Origin of the sequence: Nocardia sp. NPDC020380 (assembly GCF_044386975.1) — a bacterium.
GTDB lineage: Bacteria > Actinomycetota > Actinomycetes > Mycobacteriales > Mycobacteriaceae > Nocardia.
In genome coordinates, this window is record NZ_JBIRVQ010000006.1 from 420,453 (window position 1) to 440,626 (window position 20,174).

The following is a 20,174-nucleotide window of genomic DNA, read 5'->3' on the forward strand; positions in this document are numbered from 1 at the left end:
AAAGTCCGCGGACCGGCTTTGTCATGTGCGGCAAACGAACCCGAAAGGACTGAACGATGCGCGATATGGTCGAGATCGGCATGGGCCGGACCGCCCGGCGCACCTATGAGCTGGACGATATCGACATCGTTCCGTCGCGGCGTACCCGCTCCTCCAAGCAGGTCTCGCTGGCGTGGCAGCTGGACGCCTACCGATTCGAGATCCCGTTCCTGGCGCACCCCACCGATGCCCTGGTTTCGCCGAAGTTCGCCATCGAGCTCGGCAAGGCCGGCGGCCTCGGCGTCATCAACGGTGAAGGCCTGTGGGCCCGGCACACCGATGTGGACGCCAAGATCCAGCAGCTCACCGAGGTCGCGGAGAAGGAAGGCACCGAGGCCGCCGTCGCGCTGCTGCAGGAGCTGCACGCCGCGCCCATGAAGGCGGACCTGCTGGCCGCCGCCGTCGGCGAGGTGCGGGCCGCCGGTGTCACCACCGCGGTGCGGGTCAGCCCGCAGAACGCGCGGGCGCTCACCCCGGCGCTCGTGCAGGCCGGGATCGACCTGCTGGTGGTGCACGGCACCATCATCTCCGCCGAGCATGTCGGCGGTGTTGTTTCGAGCGACCCGCAAGCGGTCGCTAGCGACGGTGAGCCGTTGAACCTCAAGACCTTCATCGCCGAACTGGATGTGCCCGTGGTCGCGGGCGGCGTGTCCGATCACCGGACCGCGCTGCACCTGATGCGCACCGGCGCGGCGGGCGTCATCGTCGGCTACGGCTCCATGCAGGGCGCGACCACCACCAACGAGGTGCTGGGCATCGGCGTGCCGATGGCCACCGCCATCGCGGATGCCGCCGCGGCGCGGCGCGATTACCTCGACGAGACCGGTGGCCGCTACGTGCACGTCATCGCGGACGGGGAGACCCTGACCTCCGGTCACATCGCCAAGGCCATCGCCTGCGGCGCGGACGCGGTCATGCTGGGCGTGCCGCTCGCCATGGCGGCGGAAACCCCTGGCAGCGGCTGGTATTGGCCCTCGGCCGCCGCGCACCCGTCGGTGCCGCGCGGCGCGGTGCTGCCGTACGCCATCGACGAGGAGCGCGTGCCGCTGGAGCAGGTCCTCAACGGGCCCTCCAACGATCCGTTCGGCTCGCTGAATCTGGTTGGCGGCCTCCGTCGTTCGATGGCCAAGGCCGGTTACAGCGACCTCAAGGAATTCCAGAAGGTCGGCCTGAACGTCAGGTAACTCACCGACCCTGAGGAGCTTTCGTCTCGCGCCCGCGTGTGTGCCCTAGTAGGGCGGATACACGGGCGCGAGTCGTTACAGCAGGCAGTGTGGCGCGTTGCAAACGTGCGGAACGTCGTTCTGCAAAAGCGACAACTGATTTCGTGCCGACCGGGGTAACTCCCCGGGGACGTCCGAAATTGGTTCGGCACTCAACCGCCGGTCCGCATGCAGTGATGTCAACGGCTCCCGAGCCGGGCGCTGATGTCACGGAGAGGCGGAGCAGCTTGGTCACGGAGGAATTCGCGTATGGCGGAGTTGACGGCTACCGGGTGGGTGAGGTTGACGGTGCGGCGGGCGCCTTCTACTTCGACGTAGCGGGCATCGGGGAGGCGGGCCGCCAGTTCGAGGGCGTGGGTGTGCGGGATGCCGCTCTGGGTGGGGTGGATTATCAGTGCGGGGCAGGTGATTTCGGATAGTCGATCGAGCAGCGAATCGCGTTCCAGCAGCGCGCCGGCGGCCACGGTCAGGGCGGCGGGGTCGCGGGTCAGCCAGTGCTTCGCCCAGACGCCGCGATACCAGTCGTCGTCGCCGATGAGGTTGCGGGCGAGATGGTCGGCCAGGGCGGGGCGGAGCGGTTCGTCGTGCCACTTGTCCAGGAAGCGGCGGGCATTCGCGAGTTCCTGGGCGGTGGGCTCCTGGGCCTCGGTGCTGATGAGGATGAGGGCGGCCACGCGTTCGGGGGCCAGCAGGGCGGTGCGCAGCGCGATGAACCCGCCCTGCGAAATTCCGCCCAGCACGGCGCGTTCCACGCACAGTTGATCCATGACGGTCAGGGCGTCCCGGGCGCAGGTCCAGTAGGTGAACGGCAGCCCCTCGTCACGGGTGTCGCCGTGTGCGCGCGCGTCCCAGGAGACCAGCCGGAACTCCGGCGTCAATGCCGCGTCCTGCGACGCGAACATCGTTCGGTCCATGAGGAATTCGTGCCCGAGCATCACTACCGAACCGTCGCCCCCGCTGTCCTGGTAATGGATCTCGGCATCGATCGCACGGGCGAATGGCACGGATAGAGGATAGCCATTGACTCTGACAAGCAGTGCGCCTTTCCTTCTCCGCGCCACAGCAGATGCCGGTGGACCTGCGCGGCCAGGACGGAGTGCCCTGGACCGGGAGGTCGGAGGGCCCTTGCGGGTGGTGTCGCCCGGGTCATGTGTGTCCTGTGTCGCTCCGTAGACTGTGCCGGTGGCAGAAACCCAGCGACCAGTCCTTGTTGTCGACTTCGGGGCGCAGTATGCGCAGCTGATCGCGCGCCGGGTGCGCGAGGCCAGCGTCTACTCCGAGGTGGTTCCGCACACCATCACGGTCGAGGAGATCGCCGAGAAGAAGCCCCTCGCGGTGATCCTTTCGGGCGGCCCGTCCAGCGTGTACGCCGACGGCGCACCGCAACTGGATGCGCGACTGTTCGATCTGGAACTGCCGGTCTTCGGCATCTGCTACGGCTTCCAGGCCATGGCGCAGGCGCTCGGCGGCACCGTGTCCCACACCGGGACTCGCGAATACGGCCGCACCGAACTGAGTGTCGACGGCGGCGTGCTGCACGGCGGGCTGCCCACCCGGCAGCCGGTGTGGATGAGCCACGGCGACGCGGTCACCGACGCGCCCGCCGGGTTCGAGGTCACCGCGACCTCCGCGGGCGCGCCCGTCGCCGCGTTCGAGGATCGCGCGCGCAAGCTGGCCGGCGTCCAGTACCACCCCGAAGTACTGCATTCGCCGCACGGACAGCAAGTGCTGAGCCGCTTCCTGCACGAGATCGCCGGGATTCCGGGCGCGTGGACGCCCGCCAACATCGCCGAGGCCCTCATCGCGCAGGTGAAGGAGCAGGTCGGCAGCGGGCACGCCATCTGCGGCCTGTCCGGCGGTGTCGACTCCGCTGTCGCGGCCGCGCTGGTGCAGCGCGCCATCGGCGACAAGCTGACCTGCGTGTTCGTCGACCACGGTCTGCTGCGGGCGGGCGAGCGGGAGCAGGTGCAGCGCGATTTCGTCGCCGCGACCGGCGCCAAGCTGGTGACCGTCGACGCGGTGGACAAGTTCCTGGGTGAGCTGAAGGGCGTCACCGATCCGGAGGAGAAGCGCAAGATCATCGGCCGGGAGTTCATCCGGTCGTTCGAGGACGCGGTCGCCGAGGTCGTGAAGTCGGAAGGCGAGACCGCGTCTTCGGGGAGCTCCGCTCCCAAGGTCGAATTCCTGGTCCAGGGCACGCTCTACCCCGATGTCGTCGAGTCCGGCGGCGGCGCCGGCACCGCGAACATCAAGTCGCACCACAATGTCGGCGGCCTGCCCGACGATCTGGAGTTCTCGCTCGTCGAGCCGCTGCGCCTGCTGTTCAAGGACGAGGTGCGGGCCGTCGGCCGCGAACTCGGCCTGCCCGAGGAAATCGTTGCGCGCCAGCCCTTCCCGGGGCCCGGCCTGGCCATCCGCATCATCGGTGAGGTGACGGCGGATCGGCTGGAGTTGCTGCGCCAGGCCGACGCCATCGCCCGCGAGGAGCTCACCGCGGCCGGTCTGGACAAGCAGATCTGGCAGTGCCCGGTGGTACTGCTGGCCGATGTCCGCAGCGTCGGCGTGCAGGGCGACGGGCGCACCTACGGTCACCCGATCGTGCTGCGGCCGGTGTCCAGCGAGGACGCCATGACCGCCGACTGGACCCGCCTGCCGTACGAGGTGCTGGAACGCATCTCGACCCGCATCACCAACGAGGTGGCGGACGTCAACCGCGTGGTGCTCGACGTGACGAGCAAGCCGCCGGGGACCATCGAATGGGAGTGACGAAAGGCGACAACTGATTTCGCGCGGATCCGGGTAACTCACCGGGTACCTCCGAAATCGGTTTGGCACCTGACCGCCTGTACGGGTGCAGAACGGTGAACGGCTCTCAGCCGCCCGCTGAAGTCGCGGAGAGGCGGAACAGGAAGGCCCCTCACCTTGCGGTGAGGGGCCTTCGGCCTTCTCCGAGGGCAGTTCATCGAAGGCCGGGTGGCGCTGCCTCGGCGAGGGTGAGGCAGCGCGGTGGTCAATCCCGGTTCTTACGCGGGGTCAGAACCAGAACGATACCGACCACGATGGCCGCGATGACCACAATCCAGCCTAGAGATACTCCGCCCGACACGGGCCAGTAATGCGGGCCGATGAAGGCCCACACACTCACACCCAGGCCGAGCAGTCCGGCCAGCAGCAACGAGAACGAGGGACGACGGGTCTTGTTGTTCTCAGCCACGTTTCACCTCCGCATTTCCCATTTGCACATCGACGGTCAGATTCAGGGCGGGACCGGTCGCCGGACCGGACCAACCGGTCAGGCAATTCGAATCGCCCATGCGCACGGTGCACTCGGTGTGCACCCGCAGATTGGGCGGCAGCACCACCCGGGCATCGCCCATCCGCACCTTGACCGTGGTCGCACGATCCTCGGTCAACTGCAGCTTGGACAGGTCGAGCGTGGCCGACCCCATGGTCACGTGATAGACGGGCTCCAGTTCGCTGCCGGTCAGCGCGGCCCACTGGTGATCACCCATGGCGCCCTTGTCGAACTGGATCGGGCCGATGAGCGAGGCCAGGATGACGAATCCGGCCAGCGGGGCCAGCAACACCATCAGACCGTGCCCGCGGCGCATGAAAGCGCCGATGACGAGGCCGATACCGAGCACCGCGAGTGCGGCCGCGCCGATGCGTCCGGGCGTCATCCAATCTATGCCCGAGGCGGCCATCGCGCCGGCCGCCGCGGCGGCCAGGATGGCCAGGCCGATCGTCACCGGGGTGAGCCGGGAGCGCGGTCGCGGGGGCAGTGTCTGCACCGGCGGCTGTTCCCGCACCGCCGTGCGAGGTTCCGGCAGGTCCCAGGCCAGCGGCGCGACTCCCAGCGGATCCCAGCCGGGCGGCGTGGGGCCGAACTCGGGTGAGATCGGGGCCGGGCCGTAGCCACCGAAGCTGCGGGGCGCGAGCGGGGAGGTCGGCGGAATGCGGTGCAGGACCGGGGGTTTGCTGTCGGCGGGCGGGGCATCCTGCGGGGTGTCCTGGCCCGAGCCGGCGGCGGACTGCGCGGCCTCAGCTACATCCAGCGTTCCCGAAGTGTCCTTGTCCAGGTCGGCAGGGGTGCCGGGTCCGCTCGCATTCTTGTGCAGCACAACCGTTTCGGCATCATCTTTCGCGGGATCGCCGTCGGCGCGCAGGTTGATGGTGGGTGCCTCGTCCGACGGGGCGGTCGTGTTCAACACCGCTGTCGCCGTGTCGGATTCCGGATCGGTGGCCGGAATACGTTGTGCGGTGAGAACTTCGGTGGGCGCCTCGTCGGCCAAGGGCTGTTGCGCCACGTTCGGGTCGGGCTCGTAATGGTCCGGAAGTTTGGTGTACGGCCCGTAGGTCTCGAAGGTGACGGCATTGCCCGGCACTCCGGTCCAGTACGGGTTGGTGGTGCCCGGGTATCCGGTATTGAGGAAACTGTCCGGCTCCGCCTGCTCCACATATCCCGCGGGCGGTACCGGTTGCCGCTGATAGAGCAGCCACCAGCCGCCCAGCATGAGCAGGAAGCTGATCACGCCGGACCCGCCGAGCCCGATCCCGACGGGTCCCATCGTGCTCACGGCGATCCCCAACGCCACCATGAGCACGATGGTCTTGGACGAGTTCTGCGAGCTCTGCCCCTTGCCGAACAGTGATTCGGCCGGCGAGTTCCGATCCCCGTTCTGGCTCAGCAGCAGCCAGCACAGCAGATACAGCACGATCCCGGCCCCGCCGAACAGCGCCGACACCACGAACGCCACCCGCACCAGCACCGGATCGACCCCGTACCGCCGCCCGAACCCGGCAGCGACCCCGGCCACCGGCCCGTGCTGCGGCATCCGCAACGGCCGCGTCCGCCAAATGTCGTGAATCTGATCGGAGAAGCCGGCCCGCCCGGCGCTCCTGGACCAGTCGCTCGTTCTCGTCATGCGTCCTATCGTGCTGTCCGATGCCGTTCAGGCACATCAGGGTTCACCCTGAACAAGCACCTGAACTTGGGGTTGTCCGGAGCTGCGGAGGTGATCGGATACCGGCTGGACGGTCTGTGCCGCCACGACCGATGGTAGGAGCCGGGGGAGTTTGGAATGGGGGTGTTTCCCGATGTCGCCTGTCGGGGGTGCGTGCCAGTATCGGAGGTATGTATCCGTCGCTGCCCTTGTTCGACCCTGCTCGCGGGGCCGTTGCCGATGTGCAGCCGCCCAAGTTGATGCGGCGGTCCGGGGGGCGGATTGTCGGTGGGGTCGCCGGGGGGATTTCGGATCATCTCGGAGTCGATGTCTTCAAGGTGCGGATGGCGTTCGTTTTGCTGTCTGCGCTGGCCGGGGCCGGGATCGTCGCCTATGGGATGTTGTGGATCTTCACGCCGGCCACGGGGGCGGCGGTGGCGCCTACGGCGGCGGAGCGGCGGCAGGCTGTCGGGCTGGCGTTGCTGGGGTTGTCGCTGTCGGTGGTGACGGCGTGGTTGTTCAATGGGACTGCCGCGCATGTGGTGGGGCCGATCATTGTGGTGGCGATCGGTGCGGCGCTGGTGTGGCGCGAATTCGATGCGGACGGGCCGAGATCCGTCATCGGGTTGCCGGCCAAGGCTTCGGTGGTGACGTGGGCGCGCATCGTGGGTGGGGCGACGCTGATCGTGGTGGGGCTCGGGGTGGTGGTGCTGGCTCGGATCAATCTGAGTTCGCTCGGGTCGGCGTTGCTGGCGGTGGCGGTCACGTTGATCGGGGCGGGGCTGCTGACTGTGCCGTTGTGGTTGCGTATGGTGCGGACGTTGAATGCCGAACGGGCGGCGCGGATTCGCAATGACGAGCGTGAGGAGATCGCCTCGCATCTGCACGATTCCGTGCTGCAGACGCTCGCGTTGATCCAGCGGCAGGCCGATGATCCGCAGGAAGTGGTGCGGCTGGCGCGCAGTCAGGAACGCGAGCTACGCAAGTGGCTGTTCGACGACACCGCGCCGGCGCAGTCCAGTCTCGCGGCCGCGCTGCGGACCATCGCGGGCGAGGTGGAGGATCAGCACGGGGTGAAGGTCACGCCGGTGACCGTGGGCGATGTGTCCATGGATCTCGACGAGAGCGGGATGGGGTTGCCCAAGGAGCATTTCACCGCGGTGCTGGGCGCGACACGGGAGGCGCTGGTCAATGCGGCCAAGCATGCCGAGGTGCCGTCCATCGACCTGTTCGCGGAGGTGGAGCCGCATCAGGTGAGCATCTTCGTGCGTGACCGCGGCAAGGGCTTCGACATGGATCAGGTCTCCTCCGACCGGCAGGGGCTCGCGAAATCCATTCGCGCGCGGATCGAGCGGCGCGGCGGGCGCGCGGAGATCAAATCCGCGCCGGGCCGGGGCACCGAGGTGCGAATCTTCATGCCGCGCAAGGACGGCGGCGACGAACGGCTCGTCGTGCAGCCGGAGGCCGCGGACAACGGAAACAGTCAGGACACTGTGGAAGGCGCCGCGCAGCGGTGAGCCCGATGAGGCAAGCTGTGTGGGGGGAGACCCAGGAATCTGGATCGGTGAGCGTCAGGTGAGGAGTCACAGGTGAGTGTCCGGGTGTTTCTGGTCGACGATCACGCCGTGTTCCGGTCCGGGGTACGGGCGGAACTGAGCCGGGAATCCGATATGGAAGTGGTCGGCGAGGCCGGCGGGGTGGCCGAGGCCATCGCCGGAATCAAGACGGCCAAACCGGATGTGGTGCTGCTCGACGTACACATGCCCGACGGGGGCGGCGTGGCCGTGCTGCAGGGCATCGATCCGGGCCCGGTATGCCTGGCGCTCAGCGTCTCCGACGCCGCCGAGGATGTGATCGCGGTGATCCGGGCGGGCGCGCGCGGGTATGTCACCAAGACGATCTCCGGTCCCGAACTCGCGGACGGCATCCGGCGGGTCTCGGGTGGGGACGCCGTATTCTCGCCGCGCCTGGCCGGTTTCGTGCTCGACTCGTTCACCGGCCGCTCCCCGGTGCCGGAACCGCCGCTGGATCCGGAACTCGACTCGCTCACCCCGCGCGAGCTGGAGGTGCTGCGCCTGCTGGCGCGCGGCTACACCTACCGGGAGATCGCGGAAACTCTCTTCATCTCGGTGAAAACCGTTGAGACGCATGCCTCCAACGTGCTGCGCAAAACCCAGCAGTCCAACCGCAATGCGCTCACCCGGTGGGCGCATCGCCGCCGCATCGACTGAGTACTACAGCACGACCACCAGCACGATGATGATCAGGATGCCGATGAGCAGCCCGATCGCCACCGCTAACGGCCCGGCATTGGGGCCCAGCGCGCTCAGGTCGAAGCCCTTCGACTTGGGTTGCGGGGCAGCCGGAGTCGCGGCGGGCTGCCGCGGCGGCCGGGGCAGCGGGCTGGAATGCGGACTGCGCAGGCCGGCCGCGGAATTGCGGGCCGCCCACGCCGGAATGGTGCCGTCCTCGGTGCGGACCGGGGCGCCGAGAATGTACGGCGCGGTGCCGGGACCGAAGACGGCGGTGAGGATTTCATTGCGCGCCTCGGTCATGGTGGGGCGGCGTTGCGGCGCCGGTTCCATCATGTGCAGCAGGGCCGCGGTGAGCGGTCCGCTGCGCTGCGGCGGAATGATCTGCGCCATGGCCGCGCGTTCCACGACCGCATCGCTGTCGTCGTCGAAACCGTAGGGCGGCTGGCCCTCGATGGCCGTGTACAGCGTTGCGCCGAGCGAGAATACGTCGCTGGCGGTGGTGGGGCGGGCGCCGCGCGCCACTTCCGGCGGCAGGTAGGCGGGGGTGCCGGTGATGACGTCACCGATCTCCTCGCTGGTGTCGTTGGCGCCGCTGGAGATGCCGAAGTCGCTGAGCTTCACCATGCCGACCTCGTCGCCGCGATCGGCGACCAGGATATTGCCGGGCTTGATATCGCGGTGCACGATGCCGGCGGAGTGCGCGGCCGCGAGCGCGTCCGCCACCTGCGCGCCGATCTGCGCGACCTCGATGGGGGAGAGCTGATCCACCAGCGCGAGCGCCTTGGCGACACTGCGGGAGGGCAGGTACTCCATGACGAGCCAGGGTTCACCCGCCTCCAGCACCACGTCGTAGACGGCGATGGCGTGCTCGTGCGAGAGCTTCGCGGCCACCCGGCCCTCGTGCATGATGCGGCTGCGGACCGCATTGGCCTCCTCATCACTGAGGCCCGCGGTGGAAAGCACCTGCTTGATGGCGACATCGCGCTTCAGCATGCGATCGTGCGCCAGCCATACGGCGCCCATGCCGCCACCGCCGAGCTTCGATTGCAGGCGGTAACGGCCGGCGACCAGGGAATCGGGGCCGAGAATGGGACGGGCGCGTTCGGTCACGGGTGCAGGGTAGCCGAAAACCGTGCTAACCGGCCTGCTTCGAAACCCGAGGTTTGCGCCACTGCCTCTTGACGCGCGCCCGGCCGCGAGTTCTACTGTGCATTGATCGAACATGCATTCGATCGAAATCGTTAGCTGAATCGGTGCTGATTGTGGTGCGCGGTCCGGAGCAAATGGGTGGAGTCATGCGCTCCCGGGAGTCGGGTCCTCCGTCGATGGGGAGAGGTGGTCGATAGATGGGTTCGGCGGTGGAAGCGAGACAACGGCAGCTGGCCGAACTGCGCAAGCGCATTGCCGCAGTTCCGGCGCGCGGCGCGGACACGCACGACCGGGCCCCGGTCGCGACGGAGAAACGGCGCGAGGCACTGCCGGTGCCGCCCGCGCTGGAGAGTCTGCTGCCGGACGGCGGATTGGCGAAGGGCTCGGTGGTGGCGTACCGGGGCGCGAGTTCGTTGCTCGCCGGTTTGCTGGCCTCGGTCACCGCCGCGGGCGGTCATGCCGCGGTGGTGGGACTGCCGCGGCTGGGCTTGCTGGCTGCTGCCGAAATGGGTGCTCGGCTGGACCGTTTGGCCGTGGTCGCCGAACCGGGCGACGACCCGTTGGAGATTGCCTCGGTTTTGCTGGATGGGTTGGATCTGGTGGTGCTGGATCTGGGTGGCGCGTCGATCCCCATGTCCCGCACCCGAATTCTCACCGCCAAGGCGCGCAGTAAGAACGCCACGCTCGTGGTCACCGGCGGGGCCTGGGCGGGGCCGGTGCTGCGGATCGACACGCGGGTCACCGGTTACAGCGGACTCGGGCGCGGGTGCGGGCGGCTCCGCGGCGTCCGCCTGAACGTCTCCGTGCACGGCCGTTCCGCGCAACCACGCACCGGGCACCTGGCCATGAGTCCCTGCAACGGCAGGGTCGAATGGGTGGATACGGAACCCGCCGTCGTCCAACCTCTTACGGCAGAGCCGCTACCCATCGACCGCCATGCCGCTTCCTGACCCTTCCGTCGTTCCCGGCCCTTCCGGTCATCCGAAGAGATGGGTGTGAAGGCTCGGCGGGTGCTGGCGGTGTGGTGCCTGGACTGGCCGGCGGTGGCGGCGGCCGCCGAGGCGGGGGCGCCGGCGACCCGGGCGGTCGCGGTGCTGGCGAACAACAAGGTGGCGGCCTGTAATGCGGTGGCGCGCGCGGAAGGGGTACGGCGTGGGCTGAGGAAGCGGGAGGCGCAGGGGCGGTGCCCCGAACTGCTGGTGGCGCAGGAGGATACGGACCGGGACGCGCGCTTGTTCGAGCCCGTGGTGGCGGCGGTGGACGGCACGGTGCCGGGAGTCGAAGTGCTGCGGCCGGGACTGCTGGTGCTGGGCGCGCGGGGCGCGGCCCGGTTCTTCGGATCGGAGGAAGCGGCGGCGGAGCGGCTGGTGGACGCGGTCGCGGCGGTCGGCGTGGAATGCCAGATCGGGATCGCGGACGAGCTGTCCACCGCGGTGCTGGCGGCGCGGCACGCCACCCTGGTGCCCGTCGGTAAGGGTGCGGAGTTCCTTGCCCCGCTGCCGATTTCCGAAATCGCGGGTGAGCCGGTGCTGGCGGCACCGGAACGCCGCGACCTGGTCGACCTGCTGCACCGGCTGGGCCTGCGCCGGATCGGCGATTTCGCGGCGCTGACCCCCGCCGAGGTGTCGTCCCGCTTCGGCTCGGATGCCATTGCCGCGCACCGTTGTGCGCGCGCCATCCCCGAACGCCCGCCCTCGGCCCGCCCCATCCCCCCGGACCTGACCGTCCAATACCGTTGCGACCCACCGATCGAACGCGTCGACGCCGCCGCCTTCGCCGGCCGCATGCTCGCCGCCCGCCTGCACGAGCAACTCGCCAACGCCGCCGTGGCCTGCACCCGCCTCGTCATCCACGCGGAAACCGAAGCGGGCGAACACCTCTCCCGCACCTGGCGCTGCGCCGAACCCCTCACCCCCGACAGCACCGCCGACCGCATCCGCTGGCAACTCGACGGCTGGCTCACCCGCCGCGCCCTCCACCGCCGCCCAGGCAATACTCGTCGCTCGGGCGTACCCGGACGAGGCATCGGAGGTCGGACTGCCGATCGGCCGCGAGGAGCACACGCGCCTGGTGACCGCTCCTGGCGAGAGCTCGGTCGCGCCGTCGAGGTGGGCGCGGATATCACTGCTGGGGAACAGGATCCGGAGGGCGAGTCGCGGGATATAGATGGCCGGGGCGGGCGGGCACTCGCGCCCAGCGGTCAGGCCGCCGAGTCGGGTCGTATGCCGGGTATAGGCGCGGATCTCCATGCGGGGGAATTGGATTCGGAGGATGGGGCGCCGGGTGGGCTCGGAGGCCCGATTACCTTGCTGCGGCTGGAACCCGTGGAAGTGGTGGCGGCGGGGGCGTTGCAGCTCGGGTTGTGGGGTGGGGTGGGGGAGGACGAGGAGCGGGCGCGGCGGGCACTGGCCCGGGTGCAGGGGTTGCTGGGTGGGGGTGCGGTGCGGATGGGGGTGTTGAGTGGGGGGCGGGGGCCGGCGGAGCGGGTCACCATGGTGGCGCTGGGGGACGAGCCGGTGCCGGCGGCGGATCCGGCGCAGCCGTGGCCGGGGCGGCTGCCGGAGCCGGCGCCGAGCGTGATTCTGGCCAATCGGCCGGAGGTGCGGTTGGAGGCGGCGGATGGGGAGCCCATTTGGGTGACCGATCGGGGGTTGTTCACTGCCGAGCCGGTGCGGTTGCACTGGGGGAGTCGCAGTTGGGATCTGGACGGGTGGGCGGGGCCCTGGCCGTTGGACGATCGGTGGTGGACGCACCGCTCCACCTCCCAGCGCTTGTTTCAGCACGGGTATGCCGCTCGGGCGCAGGTGCTGCTGCCGCCGGATGAGCAGCGCACCCTCCCGGCTCTGCTGTTGCTCGGGTACGACCGCACCTGGCATGTGGAGGGGCTGTACGAGTGAGAGCCTGCTGGTCACGGGCACTGCGCGGGCCGATTGCGGAGCTATGGCAGTGCACACAAAGTGCGGCGCGGGTCCGGCGGCGGTCCGTACGCTGGTTGATCGTGGAGTTGACGGTCAACCGGGTCGAGTTGGGCGACGTGCAGATCGCCTACCGGGATTCCGGGGCGGCGGCGGGTCATCCGCTCAGCGATGTCCCGGTGGTGCTGGTGCACGGGATGGGCGGGGACGGGCACACCTGGGATCGGCTGGCGGCGCAACTGGTGCAGCACGGGCGACGCGTGATCATTCCCGATCTGCGCGGGCACGGCCGCAGTGCGCATGCCGGCTCGTATCGGTTCCCGGAATTCGGGGCGGACACGCTGCGACTGTGTGAACGGCTCGGGGTGGAGCGGGTCGATCTCGTCGGGCATTCACTCGGTGGCTACGCCATTTCCTGGACCGCCATGGAACGGCCGGAACTGGTGCGGCGCTTGGTCATCGAGGAGCAGCCGCTGCCGCTGCGCTCCGGCGACGAGCAGATGACCTTCACCCGCCGCCTGCCCTCGGTGCCGGAACTGTGGCACGCGACCAGCAGCCTGATCCGGCATCCGCGCGCGGTCCTGGCCTTCGACCGGTCCATGACGGGCACGGCGCTGGAACAGTTCCGAAAGCCGTATCCCGAATGGTGGGCAGGCCTGTCCGAGATTACCGCGCCCACCCTCTTCCTGCGCGGCGGTCCCGGCGGCATGGTCGACCCGGACAAACTCGACCAAATGCGCGCCACCATCCCCGACTGCACGGTCCGCACCTTCACCTGCGGCCACAGCATCCACCGCGACCGCTACCGCGAATTCGAAGCCCAAGTCCTCCCTTTCCTCGGCCACTGAACCGCGAGCGGGCAATGGTTGCGGCATCGTGCGAGAGGCCGCCACCATGAGTGCCCGCTCGGTGGCGTAATCATCGTCGCCCGCTGGACGGCGCGATCATGGACGCTCGTTCGATGGCTACTCATGCGTTCGCGCGGCAGGTGGCGGGGGTTTGCGGGCGGGAATCTACAGTTGAGTCGTGTCCGCATCCGAGCGTCCCACGCTGTTGTTCCCCGACGAGCAGTCGTTCCGGGAATGGCTGACCGCCAACCATGCGGCGGTGGACGGGATCTGGCTGAAATTCGCCAAGAAGGGCTCGGGGCAGGTTTCGCTGGATTACGAGGGGGCGCTGCGGCAGGCCCTGTGTTTCGGGTGGATCGACGGGCAGTCCCGGCGCATCGACGACGACTTCTACCTGATGAGTTTCACGCCGCGGCGGCGGCGCAGTCAGTGGTCGCAGCGGAATGTGGGGATCGCGGGGGAGTTGATCGCGCAAGGGCTCATGCATCCGGCGGGGCAGGCGGAGATCGACGACGCCAAACAGGACGGGCGCTGGGACAATGCCGTGGGTGGTGACCTGCCGGAGGATTTCCTCGCCGCGCTGACCCGATACCCGGAGGCGGCGGCCTTCTTCGAGACGCTGCCCATGCAGTCCCGCATCGCGGTCGGCTACCACCTGGGCAGCGCGGCCCGCCCGGAGACGCGGGCGCGGCGCCTGGACCAGATCATTCGCAAGCTGATCGACGGGCAGCCGTTGTGACGAGGCTCGAAGTGCCGGTGAGATCGGCCGCGGTACGGGAGTTTTCGCTGTGACAGGGTTCGAGGGCATGCTGTGTTCGGCTGCCGCACAGGAGATTCCGCTACCCGGCAGCGCGACCCGCATCACCGGCTGGCTGTGCGTGGAACAGCCCGGCGCGTGGGGACGGGATGTGATCGGCGACGAGGTGCTGGGCGCCGAGATCACCGTCGAACTGGCCGCCCGCACCAAGGCCGCGCACGTGCGGCCCATGCTCATCCGGCGGCCCGGGCGCAATGAATTCGAGGGCGTGCGAACGATTCTCATCGCGAGCTCGCGCCCCGAGGGCTCCTGGTGCGAGCGGTTCGAGATCACCGACCTGAAGCAATTACTGGACCTGGACCTGCATCTACTGAACGGCCCGGCTCCGGGCATCGGTGAGCCGGTGACGGATCCGCTGGTCCTGGTGTGCGCGCACGGCAAACGCGACCAGTGCTGCGCCCTGCTCGGCCGCCCCATCGCCGCGGGCCTGGCCGCCGCCTACCCGGACGTGTGGGAGTGCTCCCACACCGGCGGCCACCGTTTCGCGCCCGCCGTGGTGCTCCTCCCCACCGGCCTGACCTACGGCCGCCTGGACCAGGATTCGGCCCTGACCATGCTGGACGCCGCCCGCCGCGGCGAGGTTTCCCTCACCGGCCTCCGTGGCCGCAGCTGCTACACACCGGTCGAGCAGGTCGCGGAAGTAGCCGTCCGCCAGCGCATCGCCGACGAATCCTTCACCGGCGAAAACCCGGCGCCCCGGAGCTTCGCCCCGGCCCCAGACACCGCCCCGCCGATCCCGGGCACAGCGACCGCGACAGGGACAAGTTTCCCGGCGACCGGGCCGGGATGGACTGTCGCCGCCGGCGATGCGGATTCGCATGCCCGCGTGGGTGATCTGGTGGTCGAGCCCGCGTCCGCCGCCGATGCGCCGATCCCCGGTGATCCGGCGACCTTCGCTGGTGCGGCGATCGTGACCCACCGGGACGGCCGCCGCTGGCTGGTCACCGCGCGCACGATCGCTTACGCGCCACGCCAGGCAAGCTGCGGCGCCGGACCCAAACCGGCTACCGCAGTAGTCGCCGACTCGGTCCGGCTGTTGGGCTGAGTTCGCCGGCGGGGCAGTATGACCGGCCCGTTCGTTCACGATTCCGCTGGCTCTGTGAGTAGTTCGGCATGGCTCCGAGCTGCGGGCCGGGCGCCGATCGGCCACGGTCGTAGTGGCCGATTCGGTTCGGCCGCTGCACCGAGCCCACTCGGCGAGGCAAGGCCCTGCCGGGTGGGCGATCCGGGGCGATTTCGGCTGGCGCCCAAGACTTCTTACCGAGCGGCTACCGGATTTGTTTGGTGTGCAGGGGCGTTGGTTCGGGAGTTGGGGCGGCGGAAGGCGCTGAGGAGGGTGAAGGCGAGGAGGAGGGCGGCGGGGCGGGCCGGCCAGTCGCCGAGGCGGGAGTAGAGGGTGGGGGTGGTGGGTTGGGGGAGGGCGGCCAGGGCGGAGTGGGTTGTTGCGATGTTGGTGGTGATGGAGGCGAGGGTTCGGCCTTGGGCGTCGCTGAGGACGAGGTCGCCCAGTTGGGCCGGGCGGGCGAGGGCGAGGCCGGATTCGACGGCGTGCAGGACTGCCATGCGGCTGTGCAGCCAGTGGTCGTCGCCGAAGTCCAGGGCGGGGACCAGGAGCATGGTGGCGCCGGCGGTGCGGTTGGCGCGCAGGAGGTCCGGGAAGTCGAGGTCGAAGCAGACGGCCAGGGCCCAGGAGGTGCCGGGGATCTGCTGGACGCCGGTGCCGGGGGTCAGGTCGGCTTCGAGGCCGGGGACCAGGTGGTGTTTGGCGTAGACGGTGCCGGTCGGGTAGTCGATGGCGACATTGGTGGTGGTGGCGCCGCGGGTGAGGAGCAGACCGGCGATCACGTGTACGCCGCGCCGCGTGGCTACCTCGGTGAGGGGGCCGGACAGGGCGGGCAGGGTGGAATCCGTTGCTCGCCAGGACTTCTCCGGTAGTACGACTATGCGTGCACCGCGGTCGGCGAGCCGGTCGACTTCGGCGACCACGCGGGTGATCATGTCCCGGCCGTCGGCCGAATCGACCGGTACATAGTCGTCGGGTTGCGCGACGGCGAGCACACCTACCTGCACCGGTGCTTCCCCGGCGGGTTGGGACAGCCGCCAGAAACCGAAACCGAATACGACGATCAGCACGATGAACGCGGCAGCGGCGCAACGGATTCGCGGCAGGCGGGGCGCGCCGGTGGCGAGCAGCACGGCCGCCGTGGCCGGCACCAGCATGACGAGGAACGAGACACCCAGCCACCCGGTCAATGACGCGACCTGGATCAGCGGCAGCACTTTCACCTGCGTGTAGGCCAGGCTCCACCACGCCCCGAACGGGGCTCGCAGGGAGATCAGATACTCCATCGTGACCCACCCCGCCGGTAGCGCGAGCACCGCGGCGGCGAGCCGGCCGCGACGAATCAGGATGCGGGTCAACGCGATCAGCGCCGCATACGTCGTGGCGGTGATCCCCAGCAGCACGACCGTCGCGAGCGGCGGTTGCTCCAATGTGCTGGTGAAGTAGGGGATATAGCCGTAGGCCCCGGCCGGCCAGGACACGAATCCGGCCGCGAAGGCCATCCATGCGGGAATCCGCGGCGCGACGAGCAGCACGGGCAGCGGCGCGAACATGACGACCACCGGCACCGGATGCAACCCCGTGCCGAGCCACCACAGCATCGTCGAAATCCCGGCCGCGGCAAGCGTAAACAGCAGCTGTTTCACCTGATCAATGCTGGTCACCGCGGTTGTCGCGCACATCGCCGACACGAGTGAACCGGCGGTCGCTCCCAGGGGCGAGGTGCTCAGTCGTCGCGGCCGGGCACCACCAGACCGGATTCGTAGGCGAAGACCACCGCTTGCACCCGGTCACGCAGGGCGAGCTTCGAAAGTATCGAGCTGACATGGGTTTTCACCGTGTGCTCGGTGACGGTGAGGGCGTCGGCGATCTCCGCATTGGATTGCCCGCGCGCCAGTTCCCGCAGCGTGACGCGTTCCCGATCGGTCAATTCGGTGAGCCGCCGCGTCAATTCCGGCCGCGAGCTGGACCGCTGCGAGAGCTGCGCGATGACCCGCCGCGTGACGGCGGGCGCGAGCAGTGCTTCCCCGGCCGCGACCACGCGGACGGCGGAGACGAGTTCCTCGCGGCGCGCATCCTTGAGCAGAAACCCGCTGGCCCCGGCGCGCAGCGCGGCATACACGTATTCGTCCGCGTCGAACATGGTCAGGACCAGCACTTTCGCGGCGGTGTCCGCGCAGATGCGGGCGGTGGCCGCCACCCCGTCCAGGCGTGGCATGCGGATGTCCATGACCACCACGTCGGGGGCCAGCGCGGCGGCCTGGCTGACGGCTTCGAGCCCGTCGGCGGCCTCGCCGACCACGGTGATGTCGGGCTGGGCGGAGAGGATCATGCCGAATCCGGCCCGGAACAGGTCCTGATCGTCGACGACGAGTACACGCATCACGGCTCCCGATCGAGCGGTAGTTCGGCGGCGACGGTGAACCCGGTCTCGGTGCGCCCGGCGTGCAGGCTGCCACCGCAGGCCGTGACCCGCTCCCGCATACCGGTCAGCCCCGATCCGGTGCGCCGGCCGGGTTCCGGGGCGCGGAGCCGGCGGCGCACGGCGGCGATCCCGTTGTCGCGCGCGGTGATTCCGTCCCCGGACGTCCCCGTCGTGGCGCCGTTGTCGCTGACCCGGACGGTCAGGTGGGATTCGGTCCAGTGCAGGGTGACGGCCACGTGGTCGGCGCGCGCGTGTTCGAGGGTGTTGGTGAGGGCCTGCTGGACGACGCGGTAGGCGGTGACGCCGGTCTCGCCGGATACCGTTCGGCGGTCGCCTTTTTCGTCGAGGGTGGCGGTGAGTCCGCCGCGTTCGCAGGTGTCGACGAGGTCCGGGATGGCGTCGAGGCCCGGCTGGTGGCGCGGGGCGCCCGCGTAGGTGCCGGCGAGGCTGTCGTGCGCGGTGGCGAGACCCTCGGGTCCGGTGGCCAGGCCGTCGCGCATGGCGGCGAGGCTGAGGCGGAGTTCGTGGACGGCGCTGCGGCCGGTGTCGGCGATGCCGGCGAAGGTGGCGTCGGCGCGATCCGGGTCGGTGCGGGTGAGCAGGGGGCCGGTTTCGGCCTGCACGATGATCAAACCCAGTGAGTGCGTGACGATGTCGTGCACGTCGCGGGCGATGCGCACCCGTTCACGCGCCACCGCGGCCACCCGTTCCTCGTCGAGGCGCAGGGCGCGTTCGCTCAGCAGATCGATCTGGGTGCGCCGCGCGCGCACGACGGTGCCGAGCGTCCACGCGGTCAGGAAGGACAGTGCCGCATAGGCATACGATTCCGGCGGTTCACCCGGCAGCACGAGTGACACCAGAATGCCCAGTACTCCGGCGATCATGGCGACCACCCGGACGGCCGGGCCGCCGTAGGCCGCGATCGTGTACGCGCACACCACCGTTCCGTAGGGCAGCGGCGGCAGTGCGTGCGTGCAGGCCAGCACGATGATCCCGGAGCCGACCGCCCACAGCGTGGTCAGCGGGGCGCGCCGACGCCAGAACAGCGGGACCGAGGCCAGCAGGGCCAGGCCGAGCACCCACCAGGGCCGTCGTTCCGCGAGTTCCGGTCCGACGGTGGCGATGGTGACCAGGATCGTTATGCCGGCGTCGCTCACCCACGCCGGTGGTCTCCACGTCCGCTCCGGCAGCCTTCCCAGCAACCCCTCGATGATGTGAAAGCCCGGAGTGGCAGCGCGAGTACCCATAACGCTTCGAGTTTCCCCCGGGCAGGCCCCGCCCGTCCTCCCGCCCGAGGATGATTCCGCCCTCATCCCTGGGAGTGGCTCGCTGGAGGGGGCCTACCAGTAGGTGCCGGGGACCAGGCGGGCGGCGCGGCGGAGGACGGTGCCGGTGGCGCGGACCGCGGGCGGGACCGGGCGGCGGCGCCGTTGCGGCGTGACGGGTTCCGGGTCGTCGGCGGGGGTGTCGGTGTCGGTGGGGGTTTCGCCCTTGGCGGCGGCGGAGTCGCCGATGGCGCGGTAGTAGCGGTGCAGGACACGTTCTTTCACGCCGGGCGCGAAGAGGGTGCCGTATTCGGCGAGGGTGCCGAGGGGGACGTCGATGCGGCGGGGGCGTTCGGTGAGCGCGCGCACGATGGTCGCGGCGGCCCATTCGGGGGATTGGGCGGAGGTGCCCTGGTCGCCGGAGGGGGTGATCATCGGGGTGCTCACCAGGGGCATGTGGATGGTGGTGAAAGTGATGTTGTCGGCGCGCATTTCGGCGGCGGTGACCTCGGCGAACTTGTCGAGGGCCGCCTTGGAGGCCAGGTAGGCGGCGAAGCGCGGGGTGGCCACCTGCACGCCGGCGCTCGAAATGTTCACGATGTGACCGTCTTTGCGTTCCCGCATCTGCGGCAGCAGCGCGAGGGTCATGCGGACGGCGCCGAAGTAGTTGACGGCCATGGTGCGCTCGAAGTCGTGCATGCGGTCGGTGGAGCGGTGCACGGCGCGGCGGATGGAGCGGCCGGCATTGTTGACCAGCATGTCGACGTGCCCGTGGGTGTCGAGGATGGTCTTGACGGTGTGGTCGACCGATTCGGCGTCGGTGACATCGCACTGGTAGGCGAAGGCGGTACCGCCGGCGGCGTTGATCTCGTCGACCACGCCGGACAGTTCGTCGCCGCGGCGGGCGAGCAGGAACAGGACCGCGCCTTTTTCCGCGGCGGCGACGGCGGCCGCGCGGCCGATACCGGAGGAAGCGCCGGTGATGAGGACGTGTTTGCCGGTCAGGTCGCGACGGGCGCGCCGACGGGCGAGGTAACCGTTGTCGACGGAATGATCGGGCCCACCCGCCGCCCGACCGCCGCCCCCCATCGAATCGCTACGCGATACCGCATCCATTGCTGCTCCCTTGCAGATCGAATTGCCTCGAACTTACTCCAAAGTAAGTTCCAGCGCCACGAAGGAGTGCCCCGCGACACGTCAACCGCTGTAGAGACTGCTCGGTATCGAATGTA

Annotated in this window: 17 protein-coding genes; 9 read left to right on the top strand and 8 right to left on the bottom strand. The window is 69.4% G+C overall.

The features are described from left to right. The first annotated feature begins 56 nt into the window (after window positions 1-56). Window positions 57-1,223, top strand: coding sequence for a GuaB3 family IMP dehydrogenase-related protein (locus ACH438_RS18600; RefSeq protein ID WP_397006701.1), 1,167 nt, complete (start codon window positions 57-59; stop codon window positions 1,221-1,223). 218 nt (window positions 1,224-1,441) lie between these two features. Here the strand turns inward: ACH438_RS18600 and ACH438_RS18605 are convergent, their stop codons facing one another. Beyond that, window positions 1,442-2,266, bottom strand: a complete 825-nt coding sequence (locus tag ACH438_RS18605; protein ID WP_397006703.1) for an alpha/beta fold hydrolase — start codon at window positions 2,264-2,266, stop codon at window positions 1,442-1,444. A gap of 172 nt (window positions 2,267-2,438) precedes the next feature. On the opposite strand from ACH438_RS18605, the gene guaA reads away from it, so the two are divergent. After that, the gene (guaA, locus tag ACH438_RS18610; RefSeq protein WP_397006705.1) at window positions 2,439-4,028 is read left to right on the top strand and encodes a glutamine-hydrolyzing GMP synthase; all 1,590 of its coding nucleotides are present in this window, start codon (window positions 2,439-2,441) and stop codon (window positions 4,026-4,028) included. A gap of 244 nt (window positions 4,029-4,272) precedes the next feature. Here guaA and ACH438_RS18615 read toward each other — a convergent pair whose 3' ends face one another. Both ACH438_RS18615 and ACH438_RS18620 read right to left on the bottom strand, forming a co-directional pair. Beyond that, complete coding sequence (locus ACH438_RS18615; protein ID WP_397006707.1) at window positions 4,273-4,476, bottom strand: hypothetical protein; 204 nt, start codon at window positions 4,474-4,476, stop codon at window positions 4,273-4,275. Further along, window positions 4,469-6,187, bottom strand: coding sequence for a PspC domain-containing protein (locus ACH438_RS18620; protein WP_397006710.1), 1,719 nt, complete (start codon window positions 6,185-6,187; stop codon window positions 4,469-4,471). The genes ACH438_RS18615 and ACH438_RS18620 overlap by 8 nt, the downstream gene beginning before the upstream one ends. 209 nt (window positions 6,188-6,396) lie before the next feature. On the opposite strand from ACH438_RS18620, the gene ACH438_RS18625 reads away from it, so the two are divergent. Both ACH438_RS18625 and ACH438_RS18630 read left to right on the top strand, forming a co-directional pair. Continuing rightward, window positions 6,397-7,722, top strand: a complete 1,326-nt coding sequence (locus tag ACH438_RS18625) for a PspC domain-containing protein (protein WP_397006712.1) — start codon at window positions 6,397-6,399, stop codon at window positions 7,720-7,722. 72 nt (window positions 7,723-7,794) lie between these two features. After that, entirely contained in the window at window positions 7,795-8,436 is a 642-nt protein-coding gene (locus ACH438_RS18630) for a response regulator (protein ID WP_397006714.1), read from the top strand. 3 nt (window positions 8,437-8,439) lie between these two features. Here the strand turns inward: ACH438_RS18630 and ACH438_RS18635 are convergent, their stop codons facing one another. Further along, window positions 8,440-9,570 carry a serine/threonine-protein kinase gene (locus ACH438_RS18635; protein ID WP_397006716.1) on the bottom strand — a complete coding sequence of 377 codons (1,131 nt, stop codon included), beginning with the start codon at window positions 9,568-9,570 and terminating at the stop codon, window positions 8,440-8,442. A 236-nt stretch (window positions 9,571-9,806) separates the two neighbouring features. On the opposite strand from ACH438_RS18635, the gene ACH438_RS18640 reads away from it, so the two are divergent. From ACH438_RS18640 to ACH438_RS18660, 5 genes are all read left to right on the top strand, one after another. Further along, window positions 9,807-10,559: a hypothetical protein gene (locus ACH438_RS18640; protein WP_397006718.1), complete on the top strand. Its 753-nt coding sequence runs from the start codon at window positions 9,807-9,809 to the stop codon at window positions 10,557-10,559. Between the two features lie 39 nt (window positions 10,560-10,598). Then, window positions 10,599-12,506: a DNA polymerase Y family protein gene (locus ACH438_RS18645; RefSeq protein WP_397006720.1), complete on the top strand. Its 1,908-nt coding sequence runs from the start codon at window positions 10,599-10,601 to the stop codon at window positions 12,504-12,506. 101 nt (window positions 12,507-12,607) lie between these two features. Continuing rightward, on the top strand, window positions 12,608-13,372 hold the full coding sequence (locus ACH438_RS18650) for an alpha/beta fold hydrolase (RefSeq protein ID WP_397006722.1): 765 nt from the start codon (window positions 12,608-12,610) through the stop codon (window positions 13,370-13,372). Between the two features lie 178 nt (window positions 13,373-13,550). Then, entirely contained in the window at window positions 13,551-14,111 is a 561-nt protein-coding gene (locus ACH438_RS18655) for a YdeI family protein (protein WP_397006724.1), read from the top strand. Between the two features lie 49 nt (window positions 14,112-14,160). Then, on the top strand, window positions 14,161-15,234 hold the full coding sequence (locus tag ACH438_RS18660; RefSeq protein WP_397006726.1) for a sucrase ferredoxin: 1,074 nt from the start codon (window positions 14,161-14,163) through the stop codon (window positions 15,232-15,234). Window positions 15,235-15,446: 212 nt separating this feature from the next. Here the strand turns inward: ACH438_RS18660 and ACH438_RS18665 are convergent, their stop codons facing one another. The 4 genes from ACH438_RS18665 to ACH438_RS18680 form a co-directional block, all read right to left on the bottom strand. Further along, window positions 15,447-16,898, bottom strand: a complete 1,452-nt coding sequence (locus ACH438_RS18665; protein WP_397006728.1) for a nitrilase-related carbon-nitrogen hydrolase — start codon at window positions 16,896-16,898, stop codon at window positions 15,447-15,449. A gap of 80 nt (window positions 16,899-16,978) precedes the next feature. Next, on the bottom strand, window positions 16,979-17,635 hold the full coding sequence (locus ACH438_RS18670; protein WP_397006730.1) for a response regulator: 657 nt from the start codon (window positions 17,633-17,635) through the stop codon (window positions 16,979-16,981). Further along, on the bottom strand, window positions 17,635-18,834 hold the full coding sequence (locus ACH438_RS18675; protein WP_397006732.1) for a sensor histidine kinase: 1,200 nt from the start codon (window positions 18,832-18,834) through the stop codon (window positions 17,635-17,637). The genes ACH438_RS18670 and ACH438_RS18675 overlap by 1 nt, the downstream gene beginning before the upstream one ends. Window positions 18,835-19,017: 183 nt before the next feature. Further along, a complete protein-coding gene (locus ACH438_RS18680; RefSeq protein WP_397006735.1) occupies window positions 19,018-20,058 on the bottom strand; it encodes an SDR family NAD(P)-dependent oxidoreductase in 1,041 nt (346 codons plus the stop codon). Window positions 20,059-20,174 lie beyond the last annotated feature (116 nt).